This window comes from Pseudomonas sp. PsB (assembly GCF_043658375.1).
Taxonomy (GTDB): domain Bacteria; phylum Pseudomonadota; class Gammaproteobacteria; order Pseudomonadales; family Pseudomonadaceae; genus Aquipseudomonas; species Aquipseudomonas putida_Z.
Window position 1 is genome coordinate 12861 of sequence record NZ_JBIGLU010000011.1, and the last position, 20680, is coordinate 33540.

Below are 20680 nucleotides of genomic sequence, written 5' to 3' on the forward strand. Positions count from 1 at the left end.
GTTGAAGAAGCGACTGATAGCTGCCGGCCTTTGCGCAGCCATGTCAACCACGATATTTGCGAGCGACGAGTGCAACCGGAATCCGCGCACTGTTGTTTACAACAACTCGCCAGTTGACATTTACATTTCAAACGACACCCAGCGTGCAGAGGTTTTGTTCCCCGAGCCCTACCTCGACGGTATTTATGTAGAGGTAACTCAGGGCATGGACTTCTACCCGTCCCCTATCAAAAACAAGCTCGCATTTCAAGCGACAGACCCGCTGTATACGGGCCTTGTTTATGTCGATGCGCCGTCCAAGCAAACGTACATTCTCAAACTTATAACCCGGCCTGGTTGCGCAGACAGCCAAGTCACTATTTCGGGCCAGCCGATCGCTGATAGGTCCGCCATGGCGCGAGACTCCCGCGGAAGAATTAAAGGTCTGATGAACTATCTCTACGATGGGAAACTGCCTTCGGGATATCGCGAACAGGATTTTTCCCGACTTTCAGAGACTGATCGTGTTGTGTTTCGGCAGGGCTCGCTGGAATTCAAACTTCGCTCCCAAGTTGTGGGTCCGAAGTACATCGGCACTACTTACGAAGTCATCAACAACGGTCGCACGTCAACAAAAGTCGCCATTGATCAAATCGACTATGGCAACAAGGCCGTACGCGAGTCCCTTGGAATTGCCAGACAAGTTTCCATGCTCCCTTCCTCTCGGATACTAGGCCCCTCCCCCGAATACATTACCGAGGTCTACGGAGAGTCACATCGCGGGTTGCTATTCATCGTATCGGAGAAAGTACAGTGAGCGCCGATAACGATCAGAAGAAGAACGTAATAACGAAGCAACGCGGCCTATATATCGTCGCTGCAGTTGGTGCGCTTGGTGTTGCCATGAACTTCATGGGCGGCAACAGCGAAACCACAGGGGCGACTTCGGTTGACGCACCCAAGGCAGTTGAGGTAGGCAGTGACAAAGTCAACTCGATCACCATCCAGGATAAAGATGCTGCACTGACTCAGTTCGCCAAGAAGATCGAAACCCTTGAGGACAAAATCAAGCGAGGCGAGGAGGATCGCGAGGCTCTCAAGGCGAAGATGCTTGAGGACCAACGCAAAGCAGAGCAGAAATCGAACACTGAGATTCGAGCTCTCAGTGAAGAAGTTGCACAACTACGAAAAGATCAGGTTGACGGTGTTTACGGTGGTATCAACAAGCTGGACAAAGGCTCCAGCATGCCATTGCCACCCTCCTCTTCTGAAGGACTAAACCTCGAGGACTTTTCACTCGAGCCGCCAATGCCGGCAGTTTCTGCAAACCCATCGAACTCCAACCGTTACGGTCCGAACTATTTCCTGCTCAATGGCGGGGACGCGGGCGGTCAGCAATTCAACGGAAAAAGCGGAGGCGGCGCGGGCTCAACTGCTGAGACCGAGCAACAGCTGTTTGCCAACATGTCAGCTCCTGAGTCGAATGGCATTCAGCGCGCTGGCGTGAATACCTACAACGAGACCGACGCGACCCTGGCAAAGCTGAACGGCCGCCAGCCGAACCCGGACCCGATGCCGGCAGCCCAGTCTCTCAACGCCTCCCTGCCAACCCAGAGTCCGCGCGAAACGTATGAAGTACCCGCCTTCTCTTTTGTAGAAGTCACCACGCTTCACGGGGTTGCGTGCCCGATCGGCGCCAACGCTCCTGGGGCATCCGAAGAAGGGAAAATTCCCGCTCGACCGGTAGTCCTTCCGGTGCGCGGCATCTTCAAGGGTCCCAACGGCGCCGAACGAGATCTCGGCACTATCCACCTGATGGGCCTCTGCTCTGGCAACCGCAACTCCAGCTCGAATACGGGCCGCGCGACCATTCGCATCGAGCAACTCTCCTACTGGGACGAGACCGGTGGTGCCCAGACGGTCCCTGCAACCGGGTACATCGTCGATACGCGAGACAACGAGCAAGACGTCTACGGCCGCCTGGACAAGGCCTCAGGCCGCACCCTCGCACTCCAGTCAGCTGCAGCAGCCGCAGCGGCATATGCCTCCACCCTGAGCCAGGCCGAGTTCACTACGAATAGCGCGATGGAAAACGGAACCAGCTCAACCACCAGCCAGTTAACCGGGAACGCCACGAAGGCGGCGGTCAACGAGGGCATCGCCGGGATGTTCAAGAAGATCTCGGAGCGATTCGAGCGAGAAGCAAACGCTGCGGTAGACACCGTCATCGTCGAGCCGGGCATCAAGCTGCGCTTCGTAACAGACCAAACCTTCCGTGTTTTGAAACCAGCTGAGGCGTTCAACATTGACCCCGGCATGTACGACACCCTGATCTAGGAACCAGCCATGAACATCCGCCCATTCTTGGCCTTGTCCACCGCATTGCTTCTCAGCGGTTGTGCCAGTGAGGAGCCTTTCAAAAACAGTGCTTCGATGGACCAGATCTACGATGCGGTCCATGGCAGCGCCAGCAGAGACACGGTCTCGCTCCTGCGCCAAGGCCTGCGCGCGCGGCCAGAGCTTGGCTCATCGGAACCGTACTTTCCGATCCGAAACCCGGACGTTGTAGCGCCGGTATGGGTGGTGCCATACGCCGACGCTAAAACCGGCGTGAAGCATGGCGGCCGCTGGGATTACATCATCGTGGAGGAAGCAGATTGGGCAAACTGACCATCGGCTTCTGTCTCCTGGCAGCGGCATCCACGGCTTTGGCTGAGGGTGTTCCCCAGATGTACAAGGATGCCATTCGCGAACACCACACAAAGATGATCCTGGGATCAGGCCAAGACCTGACTGTTCTTCAACCTGACGTCGTTCTCTATCGGAAAATTTTCCAAAAGGAAAACACAACCGATCACCGCGAGCTGATTCAGGCAGACGAAATCCCGTGGGCACAGCTCTTCAAGAACCAAGACCTCACCCTTGGTGAAATCGTCCGACTCTCGGCCGCAGCGTCCGGCTACGACTCTCGCTTCGATCCGCAAGTCAACCAAGACCAAGTGATCAAGCTCAACTCGCATCCCAACTCGCTGCGCGACCTTGCGGAATACCTCACCCGAGTCAGTGGCGCTCGTGTGACCGTTTACCCGGAAGGGCGCGTGGTTACAGCAACACTCAAGGGGCAGGGTTGATGGCCAAGGTAAAAATTGACGACCTGCATCTCTACGACACTGAGTTGGCTGGCCTGGCTCGCCGCGGGTATCAGGGCGGCATGCCCATCCAGTTGCTTTCCGATGCATTCCTGTACGAGAAGCATGGCAGCTATTTCCACACCATCGATGGTCGCTTCGCCAAAATCTGGAAGCTACGAGGTATGGATGCCTCGCTCCTGAACAACGATGACTTGTGGTCCCTCAGTAAAGGTCTTGGTGATGTACTGAACAAGTATCCATCTGGATCGGCCGGTCAATTCATTCGTCACACCCATCGAGATATTCGCGAAGTTCTTGGGATCTACCGTGCAGGTATTGAAGGCGGAGAAGATGAGTTCGCTCTCGAAATCGCGAACTCGATCGTCGAACGACAGATCGTTGCGGCAAGCTCGCCTGAAGGTTTCTTCACAAAGCTCTCCACCGAGGTCCTTAAGCGCATGCGTGAGGACTCTCTGGCCGAGATCGAGGATGAGAAGCTTCGAAATAATGTTCGGACTCTTCTCATGGGCGGTGACCCCTGGGCGGAAGAGGGAGAGGATGACGTCCGGGCCAATGTCACCGAGCAGATTGAGCGCGAAGTAAGCCAAGGTCGCTATCCCTTTGTAACGGACTTCTACCTGGTCTTGCTCTGGAGTCCGGATTATCTCTTCGGCAAATTCATCGACAACACAGCGAAGAACGCACTGGCTTCGATGGGGCTTATCGACGCCAACAAGCTGGCTCATAAGGAATACACGAAGCACGCAAGACGCTTTGGCCAACTCTGTCATGAGATCGGCCAAGCTCTGGCCACGTTCGGGTTCCAGCCGGGCTCGCTTAACGGCCAAGGCCTCATCAACCTTCAGTACCAGCTTTTCAACCCCGTTCGCTGCTTCAAGGTCGACCCGCCCAAGTACCGGCCTGACTTGCCCATCCTGGATTGCTTGAAGAACCCGAGCCAAGTCGCGTACCGGGAAACTCTCAACAATGCCCCGATGTTCGCCTCTGTCGAAACCGAGGAGAAAGGCTGGACCATTCACGATTCCGGCGTCCCCTACTTCATCCGCCCAGTCTCGGTATTGGGTAAACCAACCTCGAGCTTCCCGGGCATGCTGCAGGTGGCCATGTCGGGCATCGAGAGCGAATCGCTGATCACCATCAACTGGAGCGTGCCCTCCCCAATAGCGATGATGAGCCGCCTATGGACTCGTGGGCGCATGCAATCCGGGAAAGAAGCCATGAAAATTGGCGACAAGGATCTGCTGGCTCAGCAGCGCAATGACCTGGAGAAGGTTAAATCCAAGATCAGTGCGGAAAACGCCAACAACCGCGAGCAGTTTTTTGACGTGTCGCTTCACATCAACCTGATGGGGTTCGTCGAGTCCCAGGTCGATGATCAAGCCATGCAGTTGGAGAACATGCTTTGGCGTGTGGGGCACAAAGAATCCCTTCGCGGCGACGCTGCTGTCAGGAACAGCATGCCGTTGAACTTCCGCAAGAGCAGCATGAAGCTCTTCCGTCGTGACACCCCTCACCTCACGGAAAGCTTGTCCCATCTGTGTCCGTTCTTTGTTGAATACCAAGGCTGTTCCGACCCTGCAATCCTGATGAACAACAGGGCGGGACAGCCGATCTATCTGGACCTGTGGGGCCAGATGACGAACACCGCGCATAGCCTGATTTGCGGTAGTACCGGTACCGGTAAGTCGTTCACCTTCAACAACCTGTTGATGGCCTTGAGGGTGAAGTACCGACCGAAAGTCTGGATCATCGACAAGGGCGACTCCTACGAGAGCCTCTGCCTGGTTCTCGATGGCAACTACATTCGCCTTGCGACCGAGCCGTTCAAAGAGCCGATCACCGGGCGGACCATCAACCCCATCTGTATCAACCCGTTCTGGATCGGTAAAAACGACGACGGCAACAACGAAATGCCGACGTTGGAAGACATGTTCTTCATTGCTCGCATGCTGGTGATGATGATCACCTCCAGCGCTGCAGAGCAGTCCAAAACATCGGTCATTACCCCAGTGACAGTGCCTCTGCTGTATCAGGCACTCAACGAGTTCTATACCGACTGGGTAGCTACCAAGCCGAAGGACGAACCTCGTTTCAGGGACTTCATCCCTTACCTCGACAAAACTGAGTTCACTGAACAGTCGGGCAGATCGCTCGTCCAGGCGCTCACCCTCTATTACGGGGCCGGGCCATTTGCAGCTCTCTTTGACGGTTTCCTGCAGGTCCAATGGGAGAACGACTTTACCGTTCTCGAAACCCAGCGGATGGCAAAGTCTCCAGCCCTACCCGTAGTCACTCTGGCCCTGTTCCGCCAGATCGACTTGTACTGCAAGTTCAAGCTTGAACGTAGCCGCAAGAAGATCGTGGCTGTCGACGAAGCGTGGGCAACCCTTTCTGACCCGACTGCCGCATCGGCGCTCTCCAGCTTCTATCGAGAACTCCGCCGCTATGGTGCCGGCTGCTTGCTGATTTCTCAGACCGTGAAGGACTTCGTCAACCTGATCCGTGCTGAGTCCGGTGGGAATGGCGAGTCACAGGACGGCATCCTCGAGAACACAAGCCATTACTTCTTCCTGGCCTGCTCGCAGTCAGACTACGACATCGCGAAGGAATTCCTCGCATTTACTGCCGAGGAGATTGAGCTTTGGCGATCGCTTGCATCTCTGCCCCCGCTGTACAGCGAAGTCTTTTACCGGATGCGGACAACCAAATCCGAATACTACAGCGGTGTCTTCCGGCTCTTCGCCAGCCCCATGGCGCTTTGGATCGCCTCGTCCCATCCGGACGACTACCAAATGCGCGAGCGCAAGACCCAGGAGCTTGTGCAGAAGCACTCCATCTCCGAATCAAAAGCTCGCCAGAAGGCAATCTCCGAGCTCGCAAAATCTCACCCGTATGGTGCTCGATACCATGTCAATCAAGCTGCTTAAAACCCTCGCGGCGGTAGCCGCACTCGCCTCGCTCGCAGCTTGTTCGTCGAAGTACGAACCGCGCGAAACGATCATCGAGGAGCAGGCCAAGCCTATTAAGCCCCTCTACGCCCCCAAAACCGAACTCGAGCGCCGCGCGTACGAGGAAGGCGTCACACAGGTTCTCACAGATCTGAAGGGAAAGATGCGTGCACGCGATCGGTTCACCTGGGACCCGCCGGTCATTCAGTGCGGTGTTGACATTCCTGCACGGGTGCAAAACGGAATGCTGGTCCCGGGCCACAAGGAATGCGTCCAGATCGCTCCAGGTCGCTGGACCGAAGAAGCACCAACCTATCTGCCGGTATTGGGAAATTAAGCCATGAGCAACAACGAAGAAAAACCTTCCCTGAAGGACCTCGTCAATAAGATCAGCTCGGGGGTTGGCAACCTCGCACGTAAAAAGCCAGGACAGGACAGCGCCAGCCAAGGCACAGAGCCCACCATTGACCTTGGTTCGGCGGCCGCGAAAGAGTCGCCTCAAGCCGACGCACACGGCGACGAACTGGAGCCCTTGGAACCGATCATTGCGGAAGATGATGATCAGAAACCCAAGAAGACCAACAAGCTTTCCCAACTCACGATGGGGCAAAAGCTGATTGCAGCGATCCTGGTCGTGGGGCTTGTCCTCTTCGCCAAAGGTCAGATGGAGGGTTCCAGTACAAGCCAAACGCCTTCTGAGAATGAAGCAGCCCAGGAGACCCCTACCTCCAGCGAGGAAGGAATGGCTTTTGGCACAGAACCCGCCGATCACACCCAAGCAGAACCTGGCGCCCAGGATGATCTGTCTCTGCCTATTGATGGTCCCGGTCAAACTTCGAGCAGTCTCAGTTCGGAACCAGAGCCATTCCAAAAACCAACTGAAATCAGTTCGGCTCCTCCAGCATTCGGTGGGCTGGACCAGCCATTGAGCGAGGCGGCACCCCACACCACCGCATCCCCTGACCTGGGTGTCTCTGCTCCTGCTCCTGCTCTTGCTCTTGCTCCTGCCGCGGAGCCTTTCTCGCCGCATGAGGATTCGCCGGCAAATCCTTTCGGTGCTCAAGCACCAATAGCAAGCCAATCTGGGCCCGCAATTACCTCTTCGATTGGCGCGGAAAAGCAGCCCCCCGTTTTCGCTGGAACCCCCAGCGTCAACCCGGATAGTGCTCCCGTAAAGGAAGCGCCGAAAAGCAATGAGGCTTTGACAAAGGCTAACGCTGACATTGCCGCTCAGGCTGAAAAGATCTCAGCCCTCGAGCAGAAGCTCAGCAAGATGGAAGCCCAACTCAAAGCTGAAAAGGCCAAGCAAACCAAACCGGCTGTTCAGCAACGCATCACCAAAGCGCCGACAAGAACCCCAGTGGCGAAGTCGTCGCCAGTCGCGATAAGCAAGGCTCGTCCGCGGATTTGTGTGAAAGCAGTAGCAGAGGCGGCCAGGAACTGCAGCACCTGTGTTGCACACGCCTTCATCGTGCACGCGGGAGCAGAGGACATGGTTGGCCAAGGCGATTTCCTTGATGGGTACCGCGTTTCAATCGTGGGCGATCGCTTGGACCTGCAAGACAAAAACGGTCAAGTGGCCCACAAGTTCTGGAGTTCACCAAATGGCTGTAGCGCGATCTAACGTCCTCCGTCAGGTCTCACCGGATGAGCAACTCAATCTGGAGCGCCTGGCCGACGAGGTGAATCGCAGCTACTTCGGAAATTCCATCAACATTCGCCCGCGCTGGGGCATCCCCAGCGCCTGCGAGTCCCCAGAGCCTAAGACTGAGATCAATCATCTCTCTCCACAGGAGCTGAAGGATTTGCAGGCGGGTGTTGAGGCCTACCACAAAAAAGATCTTCAACAAGCCAAAAGACTCCTGGAGCAGTTTTCACCTAACGGCCCAAGAGACGCAGCACTGCTGTACGTACGAGTGCTCACCCTGCTGAAAGATCCAACCTGGCCGGATGTGGCCAAATCGGTGAACAGAGTTTGCGACGACACGATCTACGTCGCCCCGGGCAGCATCGAAATGGTCAGCGGCGAGGAGTCGCTTCTGGTTCATCCGATCCTCTCAAGATCGGCCGGCAATGGAGCACCGATTTTCGTCATCCGGTACATCATCCATCACGAGATGGTTCACAAGTTCCTTGATACCTCCTCTACAGACCCTCACCCGGAAGCTTTTCGACGTCTTGATGCCTGCGCACGTGATCGTTCACGCGCTTTGCAGTGGTTGCGCAAGAACCATTTCACAACGATCGAGGATTCGTCCCGATGAGATGGATTTTGATTGCACTCCTGATGATCACCTCGGCCACTGTCTCGGCTCAGGACTATGACTACCTCATCGACGCTACGGCAGCCAGATACGGAAATGATCGACTCGTGTTCCGGGCAATGGTGCAGAAGGAATCCAGAAAACAGCCGTGGGTATTCAACGTAGACGGCGAAGGTTTTTGGTTCCAAACCAAAGACCAGGCCGTCAATGCCCTGTGGGCGCTCACCTCCGCACCCTGGCTTGTAAAGATCATCCCGGACAAAAACTCCAAAGCAATACGGCGGTTCTTCCCATCTGAACGAGCTGCAATGAGTTTCGCCAATAGCTATCAGCGCAGCAGACAGGCCCAGGGCTTCCCCGCTCTCCTTCAACGAATGGATGACGCGAAAGAAGTCCTCGATGGGCAGCTGCGCGTGCGCAAAGTCTGGCTACTCAATACCGATCTCGGAATCGCGCAAATCAACTACCGCTTTCACGGCAAGGGCAAGGCCTCTGTCCAGCAGTGGCTCGATCCTGCTTTCAATCTTGACTACGCAGCCCGCCATCTCACGGACCTGAAAAAGCGGTACGGATCAGATCTTCAGGCGGTCGGCTACTACCACTCCAAGACCAAAAAGTACCGCGACATTTACATGAAAGAGTTCATGCCGATCTATCACGAGGAGAGAGCCCGTGCGGGTATTTCTATTGCTGCTAAGTAGCCTGCTGATCAGTACCTCACTGAACGCAGCGGAGAAAGGTCCTTCAGAGGATCAGCGCGTCGGCGAAGGCCTGGTACTCATGCTCAAAGGGGAAAATCAGAAGGCCTGGGACCTTCTTTTCCCCGAAGCCAAAGCAGGCAACGTAACGGCGATGTACCACCTCGGGATGATGATGATGCGGGCAACAAATACCCCGGATCATTTGCAGAGGGCAAAGACCTTCTTCGAGGCAGCTGCCAAGCGTGGCCATAAGGGCAGTGAGGCAATGCTCCTGCAGGTACAGAAATCCTTAGCTGCAGCCACGCCAGGCACCCTCCCCTCGATTGCCGGGAAAAGCGGCCTCCCGGTACCGGCAGATCTGGAAGGAGCTAAACGGCAAGCAGAACGCATGAGGCAACAGGTTGGCCGTTTCATAGACCCGCTACGTGAAGCCGCTGCAGAAGTGACGATCATGTCGTTCGTGTCCGACAACTCGGATGCGGTCGAAAAGATTCGCTCTACGATCGACGAAGTCCGGGCCCGTTTTGGTGATCGAGTAGACGCCCAGTTCTACGTAGTAATCGATCAGGCCACATGGGACCCCAAGCGAGTTTTTAATCAGCAATCCGGCCAACTGCCAATGTTGGGTTTCACCCCTGACATGGGTGGGCGGATTGCCAGCCAGTACGGTGTGCGAAGCACGCCGGCACTGGTCCTCATTCCCAAGAACGGACAACCCAGGGTGGTCAACAACCCTGCCTCATTGGTTGCCGATCTCACATCGTTCCTGAACTGAGGTCACCCTATGAACCACAAGCTCAAAATCGGGCTCGCCTTCGTCGCCGGCGCACTGATTTCCAACGCAGGCACTGTCATGTCCAATGTGCCCAACGGCCAGGATGTCCTGGCGGATGCCTTGTCTTCGGCGCTGGATAAGGTGAATCGGACGGCTCGGGATCGTGAGAATGAAGAGCTCGACAAACTCCCGAACATCCTCGACTGCCAAAACATGCAGTGGATGAAAAACTGCACAGAACTCAATCGAAACGCGAAGAAAAACCCGAACGCGCCTTTGCGAATTACCAACAACAAAGGGCTCGAATTCAACTTTCAACCGGGAACTCCAAGTGCAGTCATTCGCCTACAGCTCGAGCAGTCCCCCGAAGCTGCCAACGAGCTGGTCAGTTACATGGACCAGACTTGGGGCCAGTACAAGCAAGCAGCGAATCTCTACCAGATGGCGATGTGGCAACGCGGCGACCTCCAACACATCAAGGGGCTTGACGCGGCCATGGAAGAGTCTGCAGCGAAGAAGCCCATCGACACTGACTCGTTGAGCATTTCGGTATTCACTGAATCCACTTGCCCTGTCTGCGACCGTCAGTTAGCCACTCTCGGCAGGCTGGTTCAGAAATATCCGAAGCTGAAGGTGCGAGTCTTCCAACTCGATCGCGATGCAAAGGTCTTCGCAGAGAAAGTGACCGCGCGTGGCTTGACCGGGCGGATGCTCAGCCAGGCTGAAAGAGACAACGTCACGAAGATGGGCATCACAGCCTGGCCCATCACCTGGATCGACAACATGAAAGTGAGCCGAAGAGAAACTTTGGTTGGCAACAGAACCATGAACCAGCTGGAGGGCCGGCTGATGGCTATGACCTACGTGAAAAATAACACCGTTGCGAAGAAGGACTCCAAATGAAACTCAACAAACTCACAACCTTCTTTCTCGGTCTTTCCCTGGCCGCAGCTTTCACCACCGCTAATGCCGCCGATGAATCGGCGAACACCGATGGTTCAGATTCTCCCTGGTCCCGGCGGATGGACGATGTAACCGGTCTGTTCGGCGCCAAACTCTCTGGAAGTGCCGTAAACAAGGCCGGGCGAGGCGGAAGCGGAAGCTTTGACACCTTTACTCCATTTCAAGATAAGCAACAATTCATCGTAGGTGCGTACGGAGCTACCCAAGTCGGAGTAGGTTGTGATGGTCTGAATTTGGGGACAGTGCTTGACGGCCAGATTGGTCAGTACGGCGACATGGTCGAGCAGTTCATCCAGAACGCGCCGGCGCTCGCAATCATGTACCTAGCTTACAGCCAGCCAACCGTGAAATCGGTGATCGATGAGTTGAACGGGGTAGGCCAGTTTGGCCTTGATCTTTCGAACCTCACCTGCAGTGGTGTACGCCAGCGAGCCGACAAGGCATACGAAGAAAACATGCAGGTGATGGCTGAAGCCGACTGTACTGTCGAAGAAGGTTACAAATCTGCGAAATGCATGTCTGGAGACGGAATCACCAGCAGTCTCATTACCCGCATGAAAGACACCAAAAAGACGATTAGCAGCCGAGCCTCATCCTTGATGAATGGCGTGTCGGGGATGACTGGTGGCCTGGTTGGTGTCAAAGGGGGAGGTTCTTCAAATGGGGGGGCGTCGGGATCAAGTGGCGGGAGCGCTGGAAATGGCACAGGTTCTGGTGCGGGCTCTCCTCCGCTGCCCACGAAGAATTGCGGTGCCAAGCCAGAGGATGGCAAAACCTCCCTTGTGCTGGCTGCATCTGAGCTCGGCTGTGAAGACATCAAGAAATATTCGGGCCTGCTGCCAAATTACAGCACCGAAGAGGACGCGCATACGGTCACTCCTCGGACCATTTCGCTCGAAGATGAATCGAAGAAGCTGACTCAGGAGTATCAAAGCCTCTACGCGAACGTATATCAAGCAGACCCAGCAACCTTCGAACAAAGTGACGCTTATAAAGAGTTGGTGAATCGCGGCGGCATCGTCATCACCGAGACTGAATTTAAATTCATGCGGAAACTGGGCACTACAAATCCCGCATTGTTTGCCAAAGCACAACAAAATCTCGCCACGCTGGCCATGATGAAAGAGCTAGACGAGGTTATTTCCAAACTTGAAGTTGGGGTAATGACCGGGCTGGCGAACCAAGTTGATGACCAAGCAATAAGCTCCAATGATCAGACTCGATATTCAAATGCACTGTCCTCACTTCGCAAAGAATATGAAATGCTCCAGAACAAGATTAAGCATGATATGGAGCGAAATAAACTAATCGAGCAGACAGCTAAGGCGGTAATAAATGGCTGATGTTGATGTCGATAACTCCGTCAAGGACTACGATTTCCTCAAGCTCGTAGATTCTAATTTCGCTGACCTAGTTGGTTACTACCTTGGTCTTTGGCAAGACTACCACACTCTTCTGGTTAACTCCGCTGGAGTTATTATCGGAGGTCTGGGTCTTGCCTGGACCTCCATCCTTATGATGAGGAGCCCTGAGGATAAGCTGAGGTCAGTTTTCACCGGCCTCACGGGCACCTGCCTGATGTTTTTGCTTCTTTCAGTCTCTACATTCACATTCCCCGGCACAGGTAGCTCTGTTCAAATGGCGCGTGGTGGTGGATGGTCGTTGACTATAGTCGGTAACATCTACGCGATCTTTAAGTCTGCACTTGACAAGGTCAATGAAGGAAAGATTACGGAAGATGCATTCAGCAGGGCTTACCACGTAACAAACCAAAACACCCTAAAACGTTTTGCTGACAGCCCTGTGTATCCACTTTATTCGGACTATTTGAATAAGTGCGAGCCTGCATTCATTGCTGCTAATGGGAAGTCTCCCGAAGCGTTAAGTGCAGGACGCTATGTTGGATTCTTTGGGTCTACTGGAATCGGTGCAAATGAGATTGAGTTCGAAGACAGTAGAGGCTTTCTGGACAAGATCACGGGCAGTGGCGAGGCCAATTACGATAACCCTACCAACTCCACCTGGCTGAAGCGTGATGGTGGCAATGCAGTAGTAGAAGGTACAAAGAAGGGTATGGCTATGCTCGACAAGATCGAGGGTGATAGCAATCCTTATGACGGCACGAACCCACCCCAAGGCTTCGAGATCCCAACCGAAGCTTATTGGGTTCAGAAGCTTTTCTCTGAAAAAGCTGGGGAAGTTGCTGACCAAGCATTGTCTCTTGACGCTAACGACTCAAAGTACAAAAAATACTTGAACTCGGGCTTCAAGTAAGCGCCAACTACTGGCGGAAAGCAGAATTTCTATCCAAAGACCTGCAAAGACATGTTCTTGATGATCGATATGGCTCAGAGAAACTTTAACTCTGCCGTGCAAAAACATGCTCCAGCTTATCAGGAAAACTCATTCAGACGGGATGGTGATGATGCGGCGGCAATAATGCTAAATCACATACGGAATGAAGCCGCCCAGCGGAAAAAGGGACAGTCGGAGCTACTTACCTATGGTGGTATGTACTATCAAGATTCCGACGTCCGCGATCCTATGACCATGCTGTTCGAAAGCGGAACAACAAAGTTCATGGACATAGGCAAAACCTTCCGCGAATGGATGCTTACTGTTAAAATTCCTATGATGATAAACGGCGCTGCCATGCTCGCCGCACTAATGGGAATTACATTCCCCATCTTTGCAGTTTTCGGCATATTCTGGTCGACGAGAGTAATTTTCACCTCTGTTAAGATTATTGCTTTTTGTTTTATTGTTGCATTTGTGAATGATCTTTGCTTAACGATGGCCTCCACAATGCTTGCAGTTAATGCTGAGACCATGCAAGGCTACAACATGGGCAACTATGCTCAAAACTCCACTCTATTGATATCGGCCGGAACTGGTCAGTACATTATCTTTGTGGCGCTGACCGTAATTGAAATCATCTTCGCTAAACTTTTGCTCTGGGACGATGTTAAGAGTCTTGGAGGCTTCAACCCTGCCGGTGCAACTACCGGATTGGCGGCAACCGGTATGGCCGTAGTAGGAGCAGCCATTCGACTTGCGGGGGCCGCTACCGGAATTGCAGGTACAGCTGGGGCTCTCGCCAGTGGCGGCGCCAGTGCTGCAGGTGCCCCTTCTGGAGGTAATCCAACACCTGGTGGTGGGGGCGGTGGGGGCGGCGGTGGACCAGCGCAGCAGAAAGTACAAACTGCAGCCCAGGTTGCGGGTGGGTTAGCCGGGGGGCTGGGAGGAGGTGGAGGTGGGCAAAATGGCGGTGGCCCAGGTTCATCGGGTGCCAACGCACGTTTGGGAGTGAAAATTCCAACTCCGCAGGCTTCTCAGTCCTCCAAAGGCCAGCGCTCGAGCCTGGACGATCTCATCTGATAGACCTAATCCTGCTCAGGGCCCATATTGGGCCCTTTTTTTTGCTTGAAATCCGAACACTGGGCGGTATAACGATCGCCATCCGAAGATGGAGAATGAACGATGAAGGGAAAAATGATGTTGCTGGCATGCCTTCTGGTAAGCGCATGCGGGAATGGGGAAGTCGAGAACAATGCGGCCGGGGTTGCCTCCACAGGCCAGGTGGATGGGCACCCCGACTGGAAAATGCCTAACTCAACCGTCTACGAGATAGTGAACAGTCCAAACAAAAAGGCTACGTATGGCTATGAATTCCGCGCCAAACGAACCAAGGACTGGGAATCGGAAGGGTGGACAGTTTGGGTTGCTTCCAACACCTACTCCGATGCAAAGGCACAGCTTAATAATGCCGGCCAAGCCGAGCAAAGCCATGTACGAGCTCGCCGTGAAGGACGGGCTATGTGGGATCTGAAGCTGCTCCTAAAAAATGCAGGGCTTCCGGTGTCCATCAATTATCTGTCGTATGGCCAGATGCCTATGTCCACTGTACGAACAGCTCAACGTGACCATGGCGTTGGGATGACATTCTTCGGAGACGAATGTGGTACTGGATTCCGGGAGTGTGTCGACCACTACTACTACTCGCCGGCACTACGGCTGAAAGAGCGCGGTAAGGTATCGTTCAAAGAGTGGCTCGCTCCTTACAGCTACTTCCCTGACAACGAGTGGGGCCAGATGAATCAACGTACGATGCTGGCACAGGGATTTGGTGCAGACGAATCGTCGGCGTTCTACGACTGGTGGCCAACGATGGTCTTTCTGGTCAACCCCGACAATGAAGTCGTACGCGCTTGGCTTCCTCAAACCGGTAACGCCGCAACCCCACATAGCATTCTTCGCGCTGTAGTGGAGGAAATGGACGTGGACCCGAAGACAGTCTCATTGACCGGGGCTCGCCCAGCCCAGTACACCACCTTCCCCAACCATGCATACTTTGGCACCAGCATGGAAGACAAGGCGATCCAGGATATCGCCAAGATCCTGGAGGACATTTCGGGATGATTGGATCGCTTCACTTTCAAATCAACGATGAGTCGGTTCCCTGCTTTGTCCTTGACATGGCTGGGAACCTGATTCGCCGCGCGGCCGTAGGTTCTCCACTTACGCTGATCCCCTACGCCGTTGAGTTGGTGACTCCGGCGGCTGAAGTGATTGCCCCACGCCCCTGGTCGATCACGCCTGAAACGGTAATGTCCCGTGTCACGAAGGTTGCTCCTCTGCTGCCAGAGGTCGGCCGTGCGTACCCACGAAATTCGGTTGAACAGATCCTCATGCCGTTCGCACCTCAGGTAGAAACGGATGAGTCTGATGAATCGATAATTCAGGCTATCGACATGCTGCCTGGGTTGGATGAAGAGTCGGCCAAGGCGGTAAGAGAGACTCTTGGGATCCACGGTATCCACCCAATCCCTGTGAGTGGTAACTACAACGAGAATCTTCATCAGGCCCGCGCCGGCGAGATTTGCGTTGGGGAGGTCGTGAAGGTCGCAGATGGCTGGTTTTCAAACATGAAGGTGTACCGGAAAGCACTGGTTCGTTCTGCTTAGGTTACGGGTCCGAACGTGTGCCACCAGCCCAACACCTGAATTTTTTTGGTGAATCCAATGCGCAGCATTCAGATGAACAACGACTTCGATTTCGATACGGACACCAGCTACCTTCAGCAAGACGATGCATTTTCGGTGAACGAAATGCTCTCGGAATGGCCTACGACCAAGAATGCGTTTGTTAAACGCCTGGCCAACACTTTGGGCCAGGGTGCGTATTTCGAAGCTCTACGCCTGCAGGACTTCATGGACCTGGTTGGCTCTACGGCCGTCGCTCGACCGCGTGAGACTGTCACATACGAGGTTCACCTTCGCGATAGGGACACCCTGCTCGTCGACGTTGCCATCACCTCGATCGCCGGCACGAATCCCCCGATCTCCGCGGACAACGCTGGCTTCTTTAAGTACGCCCTTCGCTGGTTTGCAAAAGAGCGTCCGAAGATCAAGCTCTCTGCTCGAGCTGACGGCCTTTTCTGGGTTCACCTGCCCGAGTAATTTCAGATCAAAAAAAGGCTATCGGGAGCTCCAGATAGCCTTTTTTATTGCCCATTCTCAGAGGCCTATGTCCACTGATGCCATGGGGTCAGGGACGAATAAAGGAGCCGGAGGTTCAGGCGTCACGTCTTGTGGAGCAGCCGAGATCGCGCTGGCGACCGAGTTCGCATGCCCCACTGGCTCATCAGGCCTGGGATTTCCGGACGGCTCAGCCACCCCAGCGGCAGCATCTTGACTCAGCACCGTCCGTGTAGATTCGGGGCACGATCTGGCAAGAGCATAATCTGTCATTGCCTGCATCACCGCTTCTGGAGCACCAAAGCTCAACGACACGTGGCGGTTGAGCATGTTGAGGAAGACAGTTTGTCGATTGCCATGCCCCAAGCCTTTGTAGAGGCGGAAGAGTTCGGGGTAGTAATCCTCTCTCAGAGTCATCTTCACCTCGACTGCGCGCTCGTCAGAATGCGCCGGCGGGGTGAAGTCACTCAACGTGACAGGCCACTGTTTCTGGCAGGCAGCTGAAATGCTGAACACCATCTGATTTCCGGCTCTGGGCCCATGTTGGCCCAGGGCTTCGATCAACGCATCGTGGTGGCCAGGGATGAGCTCCGCTCGGATCACGACTTTGCTCATCTGTGCGTTACCCCTGGCGGATCAAAGCATGCTCTTTGAAATACTGACTGACCATGAAGCGGTAGTACCCGCGGACAATCGACTTGTCAGGGTCTTTTGCGCTGTAGATCGGGCAGGTGATGTGGCGCTTCAAGAGAGGGCGGCCAAGAACGGTAGTTCCACCGCCGGCGGCTACCATCCCTTTCAGGAAATCAGTTGAGCCCCACAACTGCTTGATGAAGCGAGGAATGGTCTGATCGGTGAAAGCCTGGCGCGCGGGAAAGCTGATCGGTTCCATATCGATCTTGGTTCCACGCCAGATGAAGTGGCCTTCTCTCAGCCAGACATCCATCGTGTACTCGTTGATCTGGTTGTCTAATGCGAAGTTTTTCGGAAGCTTCGCTCCCTTCTTCGTGATGAGCTCGTTCAACTGCTCAGGGTTACTCAGAGAGGTGTAGATCGCTTTGTGGATGTCAGAGACGCCACTGGATTCGCCGTATCGGATATCACTGACACGACCATTATTGAACTGCCCACCGTCGATCGTGCCGTAGCCGATATCGATGATGCCGTACTTACCTTTGACCATTTCGTTGGGATCAAGCGGGTTACCCTCTTCGTCCTCGAGCTCTGGATCGAACCATGGGCCAGCGAACTGGGGAAGGATCTTGACCAGCTCTGGATGGTAGCCGTCTTCTCGTGCCCACTTTTTCAGATCGGCCTCGAACTCGGCCGCGTGGGTGGCGAAGAATTCGGTCGGTAATCCTGTAGCGATGACCGGGTTCTTGATATTCGCATCCTTCAGCACCTTCAGAAAGAGCACTCGAATCTCGTCGGATTTGTAGAAGCTCGAGTCTGTGCTACGAGAGCGCGCACCCTCTTCCCTGCAATCATCACCCACCAGGTAGCGACGACCGTTCTTCGTGGTGAAGACTTCCCGACTGAGGGCTCCACCAAGACTGCTGCCGGCATAGGGTGCAACCAAGGATGGATATTCCCCGCTGGCACCGTTACCGGCCTTGTAGCTCGTCGAGCCGTTGCCCAGATCTATGGCAACCAATTGCTCAAGCTTCATAGACATTAAATCCCCTCATGGTCAAAGCAACGCTTGAAAAAGGCCGCGTAGTGCGAGCCATTCATCCATAGACGCTGCGATAGTTTTTTGTTGCCTAAGGATGCTGCCTGAATGCTTACCCAGGTAGCAGTGAGAGATGACATCACTCGTGATCCACTGCGTCGGCGGCCTCCTCTTCTGACGCCCTATTGCTTCAGCTACCTCATCAGGTGTCGGGTTTCGCCCCAACTCTTTAGCCAAGCTCGCTTTCATCTCCGCGCGGAGCATGCTCCGCTTGAACTCTTCGATCGGCTCAGTTTTCCGGGCCCCAGTGACCCGATTAAAAATTCTGACCACCCTGAAGATAGGCTGCGATGGGCCCAGCGGATCACTTTGATCGACATCCTGGCGGCAGATGATCGACCTATATCGTACAGGCTGCCTGGCCTGGTTGAACTCGATTAAGGCCTCCTGAAGTTCTGAGTCGACCAACTCGAAACGGCCAATCAAGGTTTCAAGCTTCATTGGAGCGCTGCCCCCCAGCCGTTCAATCGCACCAACCCAAGCGCTGATCACCGAGCCAAAGCGAACGACGTCGATGTCTAGAGGCATTCCTAACGTATGCGCCCATCGACTCACACGTTCTGAAAAGTGGAGAAGGTCACCCAGGTCGTTGAGAAATTCAGTGGTAAGCCGTTTCCCCAGGAGCGAAGTTAGCAGATCGATTACGTCAGGCTCGGCATCAGGAAGGATGGCCTTTCGGTAGCTCTGCAGTCGTCCCTCAATCCGCTCGTTGCACTTAAGGTAGAGCCGGAGAGAGCCAGACGATTTCCGGGAGGCTCTCCATTTCCAGAAAGTGGAGATGGTTCTCCCGTCTTGCTCAATTGGAAAACGTGATAGAGCGATTTCAAGCTGCATGAGCTTTTCGGTAGCAGACCGGGCTGCGGTACGCAGGGAATTGAGGAGCGCCAGAAATGTCTCTGACCGGCGCCTTACCGAGTGCTCGTACTCATCAACATACCCTTTAGCCAGGGCATCACGGATTTCCTTCTTCAAAAGTCACCCTACTGAATGTTTTCTGTAATTTTCGGAAATTCTGGGCATTTTCTTCTCCCCTTATTCGCCTCTAATCGGCCTTAACCGGCGCACCCATACTTTTCCCGCCCTAGAACTCCCCCATATCGCCCCGTAAGGCCCCTTTCACGCCCTTTCACGCCCGGAATCCGATCTAAATTCCGTTTCCGCAATGAGTCTGTAAATCACCCATAAATGCCCTTAGCCGTCCTTTCTAGGCATCTCCAGGCCAACACCGGCCCTTAAATCCCTTATCCCGCCCCATGACGACATTTATGGCCCCACACGAACGCCTTCGAGAGCCAGAATTTCGCAAAATGACCTCTTCAGTAGGTTTTTTGGGTAAATTAGGCAAGCAATTCACCATTGAAACGGCAGGACGCGGGCCGACTGCGTTCCCCTATTTTTGGTTAAAACCCCGTCTAATGTAATAGTACGGATTTCTTAGGATTTTGCTTCTTCAAGGCACTTACCCAATTTCCCCATATGGAACGACTCTCCACCGTCCAGGCTGCTAACCACCTCCACATTTCTCGGCCCACCATGCGGAAACTGCGCAACACCGTTCTCCCTCCTGACGAGGTGTCAGGCAGTGGCAGGCCCTATTGGTACCGAAGCACGCTCGATAACTACCGAGCTGGCTTGGATACGCAGAAAGCCATTGCCCTATACATCACGTGCGTTGTTGACGGGATTGGACTTGGCGGTGACGTGACAACCATGCCGCTATTGAAAGACGTCCACTTAAGGGAGTACCGGCCAGCATCTGGAACTAGGACAGAGCAGTTGATCGAGGTCCTCAATGAGATCCAGAGGGTTAAACCAGCCGCGGTGGTCCTCCCATTTCAGCGGGTGCTGACTCCCCCCGCCGCGGTGGTCACTGATCTGTGTTACGACCTCGGGATTGCCGTCGTACTGCAAGGGAAGGCCTGATGCGGCTTACGGGCGCACGCAGTGGGCTACTTCGTGTAGCCCATTGAGGATGGCCAAGGTCTTGATGCCAAGGCGAGCGCTGGCACGATGGCTTGTTCGGTTAACCGGCGCAGAAGGATTGCTGCCTGCCCTGCTGAGCAGCCTGGTAAGGGGGACGTTCTTGTGGACTTGGCGCTGTCATCAGGGTAGCGGACAAGCTCCCCTTTATATAGGAAGCAGACCAAGGGCTCACTCAGTGCTTAGTGCTGCCGTTAAAACCCAGTTTCGTACCAGCATCAATTGGCCGCGCACCGCAGTAGATGTTGCGAAGGGCACCAACCAGGTGCTCTCCCCCGCCAGCTCTTTCATTCAGATAAGCAACAATGAGGTCGAGATCTGCTGCATGGGTGTGGTCCATCCAGACCACCTCTGCGCACACGTCGCCATTGTCCTGATAGACCAGGGCGATTATGGACGGGACACCGTCCACGCTTTCCACCAACCAACCCCTCACTCTCTGCGCGCCGAAGGCGTGATGCCCCGCTACAGCCTTCATTGCATCGCTGTGTACACCGATCATCAGTTTTGTACTCCCATTTACACATTCCCGACCTTAACGACGATCGGTGCAATTTCCAGGCAGCAGCTAAAACCAACGTGTCACGCGCTGACGGTTTTCAGGCGCCAAAACCCTGATGGATACTGGCGTTGCGCCATACCATGGCTTTGACCCAGCCCACACAAACTAGGCGCGCATGTCACCAAATCGGCCTCGGACCCGCCTATT

At 54.6% G+C, this 20680-nt stretch carries 22 protein-coding genes; 18 read left to right on the plus strand and 4 right to left on the minus strand.

From position 1 onward, the window contains the following. Position 1 precedes the first annotated feature (1 nt). The 17 genes from ACGLHT_RS15090 (at position 2) to ACGLHT_RS15170 (ending at position 16241) form a co-directional block, all read left to right on the plus strand. Positions 2-796 carry a hypothetical protein gene (locus ACGLHT_RS15090; protein WP_010792903.1) on the plus strand — a complete coding sequence of 265 codons (795 nt, stop codon included), beginning with the start codon at positions 2-4 and terminating at the stop codon, positions 794-796. Beyond that, a complete protein-coding gene (locus ACGLHT_RS15095; RefSeq protein WP_274120443.1) occupies positions 793-2316 on the plus strand; it encodes a conjugal transfer protein TraB in 1524 nt (507 codons plus the stop codon). The genes ACGLHT_RS15090 and ACGLHT_RS15095 overlap by 4 nt, the downstream gene beginning before the upstream one ends. A gap of 9 nt (positions 2317-2325) precedes the next feature. After that, positions 2326-2649, plus strand: coding sequence for a TraV family lipoprotein (locus ACGLHT_RS15100; RefSeq protein WP_010792901.1), 324 nt, complete (start codon positions 2326-2328; stop codon positions 2647-2649). After that, positions 2637-3110: a hypothetical protein gene (locus ACGLHT_RS15105; protein ID WP_010792900.1), complete on the plus strand. Its 474-nt coding sequence runs from the start codon at positions 2637-2639 to the stop codon at positions 3108-3110. The genes ACGLHT_RS15100 and ACGLHT_RS15105 overlap by 13 nt, the downstream gene beginning before the upstream one ends. After that, the gene (locus ACGLHT_RS15110) at positions 3110-6058 is read left to right on the plus strand and encodes a VirB4 family type IV secretion system protein (RefSeq protein WP_274120442.1); all 2949 of its coding nucleotides are present in this window, start codon (positions 3110-3112) and stop codon (positions 6056-6058) included. Before ACGLHT_RS15105 ends, ACGLHT_RS15110 begins: the two co-directional genes overlap by 1 nt. Then, positions 6039-6416: a hypothetical protein gene (locus ACGLHT_RS15115; RefSeq protein WP_135192710.1), complete on the plus strand. Its 378-nt coding sequence runs from the start codon at positions 6039-6041 to the stop codon at positions 6414-6416. Before ACGLHT_RS15110 ends, ACGLHT_RS15115 begins: the two co-directional genes overlap by 20 nt. A gap of 3 nt (positions 6417-6419) precedes the next feature. Then, entirely contained in the window at positions 6420-7703 is a 1284-nt protein-coding gene (locus tag ACGLHT_RS15120) for a hypothetical protein (protein WP_274120440.1), read from the plus strand. Next, a complete protein-coding gene (locus ACGLHT_RS15125; RefSeq protein WP_274120439.1) occupies positions 7684-8343 on the plus strand; it encodes a hypothetical protein in 660 nt (219 codons plus the stop codon). The genes ACGLHT_RS15120 and ACGLHT_RS15125 overlap by 20 nt, the downstream gene beginning before the upstream one ends. Further along, entirely contained in the window at positions 8340-9044 is a 705-nt protein-coding gene (locus ACGLHT_RS15130; protein WP_057382867.1) for a transglycosylase SLT domain-containing protein, read from the plus strand. Before ACGLHT_RS15125 ends, ACGLHT_RS15130 begins: the two co-directional genes overlap by 4 nt. Then, a complete protein-coding gene (locus tag ACGLHT_RS15135) occupies positions 9016-9819 on the plus strand; it encodes a sel1 repeat family protein (protein WP_172684664.1) in 804 nt (267 codons plus the stop codon). The genes ACGLHT_RS15130 and ACGLHT_RS15135 overlap by 29 nt, the downstream gene beginning before the upstream one ends. Before the next feature lie 9 nt (positions 9820-9828). Next, a complete protein-coding gene (locus tag ACGLHT_RS15140; protein WP_012805999.1) occupies positions 9829-10722 on the plus strand; it encodes a hypothetical protein in 894 nt (297 codons plus the stop codon). Next, complete coding sequence (locus ACGLHT_RS15145; protein ID WP_274120438.1) at positions 10719-12125, plus strand: hypothetical protein; 1407 nt, start codon at positions 10719-10721, stop codon at positions 12123-12125. Before ACGLHT_RS15140 ends, ACGLHT_RS15145 begins: the two co-directional genes overlap by 4 nt. Beyond that, positions 12118-13056: a hypothetical protein gene (locus tag ACGLHT_RS15150; protein WP_394519667.1), complete on the plus strand. Its 939-nt coding sequence runs from the start codon at positions 12118-12120 to the stop codon at positions 13054-13056. Before ACGLHT_RS15145 ends, ACGLHT_RS15150 begins: the two co-directional genes overlap by 8 nt. A 51-nt stretch (positions 13057-13107) precedes the next feature. After that, positions 13108-14160, plus strand: a complete 1053-nt coding sequence (locus ACGLHT_RS15155) for a hypothetical protein (protein ID WP_394519669.1) — start codon at positions 13108-13110, stop codon at positions 14158-14160. 102 nt (positions 14161-14262) lie between these two features. Next, positions 14263-15201, plus strand: coding sequence for a hypothetical protein (locus tag ACGLHT_RS15160; RefSeq protein ID WP_274120436.1), 939 nt, complete (start codon positions 14263-14265; stop codon positions 15199-15201). Beyond that, positions 15198-15746, plus strand: coding sequence for a hypothetical protein (locus ACGLHT_RS15165; protein WP_274120434.1), 549 nt, complete (start codon positions 15198-15200; stop codon positions 15744-15746). The genes ACGLHT_RS15160 and ACGLHT_RS15165 overlap by 4 nt, the downstream gene beginning before the upstream one ends. A 72-nt stretch (positions 15747-15818) precedes the next feature. Then, complete coding sequence (locus ACGLHT_RS15170; RefSeq protein WP_171886956.1) at positions 15819-16241, plus strand: hypothetical protein; 423 nt, start codon at positions 15819-15821, stop codon at positions 16239-16241. 57 nt (positions 16242-16298) lie between these two features. Here the strand turns inward: ACGLHT_RS15170 and ACGLHT_RS15175 are convergent, their stop codons facing one another. The 3 genes from ACGLHT_RS15175 to ACGLHT_RS15185 are packed head-to-tail and all read right to left on the minus strand — an operon-like array spanning position 16299 to position 18963. After that, a complete protein-coding gene (locus ACGLHT_RS15175; protein ID WP_019486166.1) occupies positions 16299-16874 on the minus strand; it encodes a hypothetical protein in 576 nt (191 codons plus the stop codon). Between the two features lie 7 nt (positions 16875-16881). Beyond that, entirely contained in the window at positions 16882-17934 is a 1053-nt protein-coding gene (locus ACGLHT_RS15180; protein WP_010794287.1) for a ParM/StbA family protein, read from the minus strand. Positions 17935-17949: 15 nt separating this feature from the next. After that, positions 17950-18963 (minus strand): hypothetical protein, encoded by a 1014-nt coding sequence (locus ACGLHT_RS15185; protein WP_274120433.1) that lies wholly within the window; start codon positions 18961-18963, stop codon positions 17950-17952. A 660-nt stretch (positions 18964-19623) separates the two neighbouring features. Here ACGLHT_RS15185 and ACGLHT_RS15190 point away from each other — a divergent pair. Beyond that, positions 19624-19914, plus strand: coding sequence for a hypothetical protein (locus ACGLHT_RS15190; RefSeq protein ID WP_171886957.1), 291 nt, complete (start codon positions 19624-19626; stop codon positions 19912-19914). A gap of 232 nt (positions 19915-20146) precedes the next feature. Here the strand turns inward: ACGLHT_RS15190 and ACGLHT_RS15195 are convergent, their stop codons facing one another. Then, on the minus strand, positions 20147-20473 hold the full coding sequence (locus ACGLHT_RS15195) for a hypothetical protein (RefSeq protein ID WP_010792885.1): 327 nt from the start codon (positions 20471-20473) through the stop codon (positions 20147-20149). Positions 20474-20680 lie beyond the last annotated feature (207 nt).

Bases quoted from the DNA above. Each gene is read 5' to 3' on its own strand.
- ACGLHT_RS15140 (WP_012805999.1), top strand. From the start codon at position 9,829: ATGAACCACAAGCTCAAAATCGGGCTCGCCTTCGTCGCCGGCGCACTG.
- ACGLHT_RS15180 (WP_010794287.1), bottom strand. From the start codon at position 17,934: ATGTCTATGAAGCTTGAGCAATTGGTTGCCATAGATCTGGGCAACGGC.
- ACGLHT_RS15100 (WP_010792901.1), top strand. From the start codon at position 2,326: ATGAACATCCGCCCATTCTTGGCCTTGTCCACCGCATTGCTTCTCAGC.
- ACGLHT_RS15125 (WP_274120439.1), top strand. From the start codon at position 7,684: ATGGCTGTAGCGCGATCTAACGTCCTCCGTCAGGTCTCACCGGATGAG.
- ACGLHT_RS15130 (WP_057382867.1), top strand. From the start codon at position 8,340: ATGAGATGGATTTTGATTGCACTCCTGATGATCACCTCGGCCACTGTC.
- ACGLHT_RS15120 (WP_274120440.1), top strand. From the start codon at position 6,420: ATGAGCAACAACGAAGAAAAACCTTCCCTGAAGGACCTCGTCAATAAG.
- ACGLHT_RS15195 (WP_010792885.1), bottom strand. From the start codon at position 20,473: ATGATCGGTGTACACAGCGATGCAATGAAGGCTGTAGCGGGGCATCAC.
- ACGLHT_RS15160 (WP_274120436.1), top strand. From the start codon at position 14,263: ATGAAGGGAAAAATGATGTTGCTGGCATGCCTTCTGGTAAGCGCATGC.
- ACGLHT_RS15110 (WP_274120442.1), top strand. From the start codon at position 3,110: ATGGCCAAGGTAAAAATTGACGACCTGCATCTCTACGACACTGAGTTG.
- ACGLHT_RS15115 (WP_135192710.1), top strand. From the start codon at position 6,039: ATGTCAATCAAGCTGCTTAAAACCCTCGCGGCGGTAGCCGCACTCGCC.
- ACGLHT_RS15165 (WP_274120434.1), top strand. From the start codon at position 15,198: ATGATTGGATCGCTTCACTTTCAAATCAACGATGAGTCGGTTCCCTGC.
- ACGLHT_RS15145 (WP_274120438.1), top strand. From the start codon at position 10,719: ATGAAACTCAACAAACTCACAACCTTCTTTCTCGGTCTTTCCCTGGCC.
- ACGLHT_RS15150 (WP_394519667.1), top strand. From the start codon at position 12,118: ATGGCTGATGTTGATGTCGATAACTCCGTCAAGGACTACGATTTCCTC.
- ACGLHT_RS15155 (WP_394519669.1), top strand. From the start codon at position 13,108: ATGTTCTTGATGATCGATATGGCTCAGAGAAACTTTAACTCTGCCGTG.
- ACGLHT_RS15170 (WP_171886956.1), top strand. From the start codon at position 15,819: ATGAACAACGACTTCGATTTCGATACGGACACCAGCTACCTTCAGCAA.
- ACGLHT_RS15175 (WP_019486166.1), bottom strand. From the start codon at position 16,874: ATGAGCAAAGTCGTGATCCGAGCGGAGCTCATCCCTGGCCACCACGAT.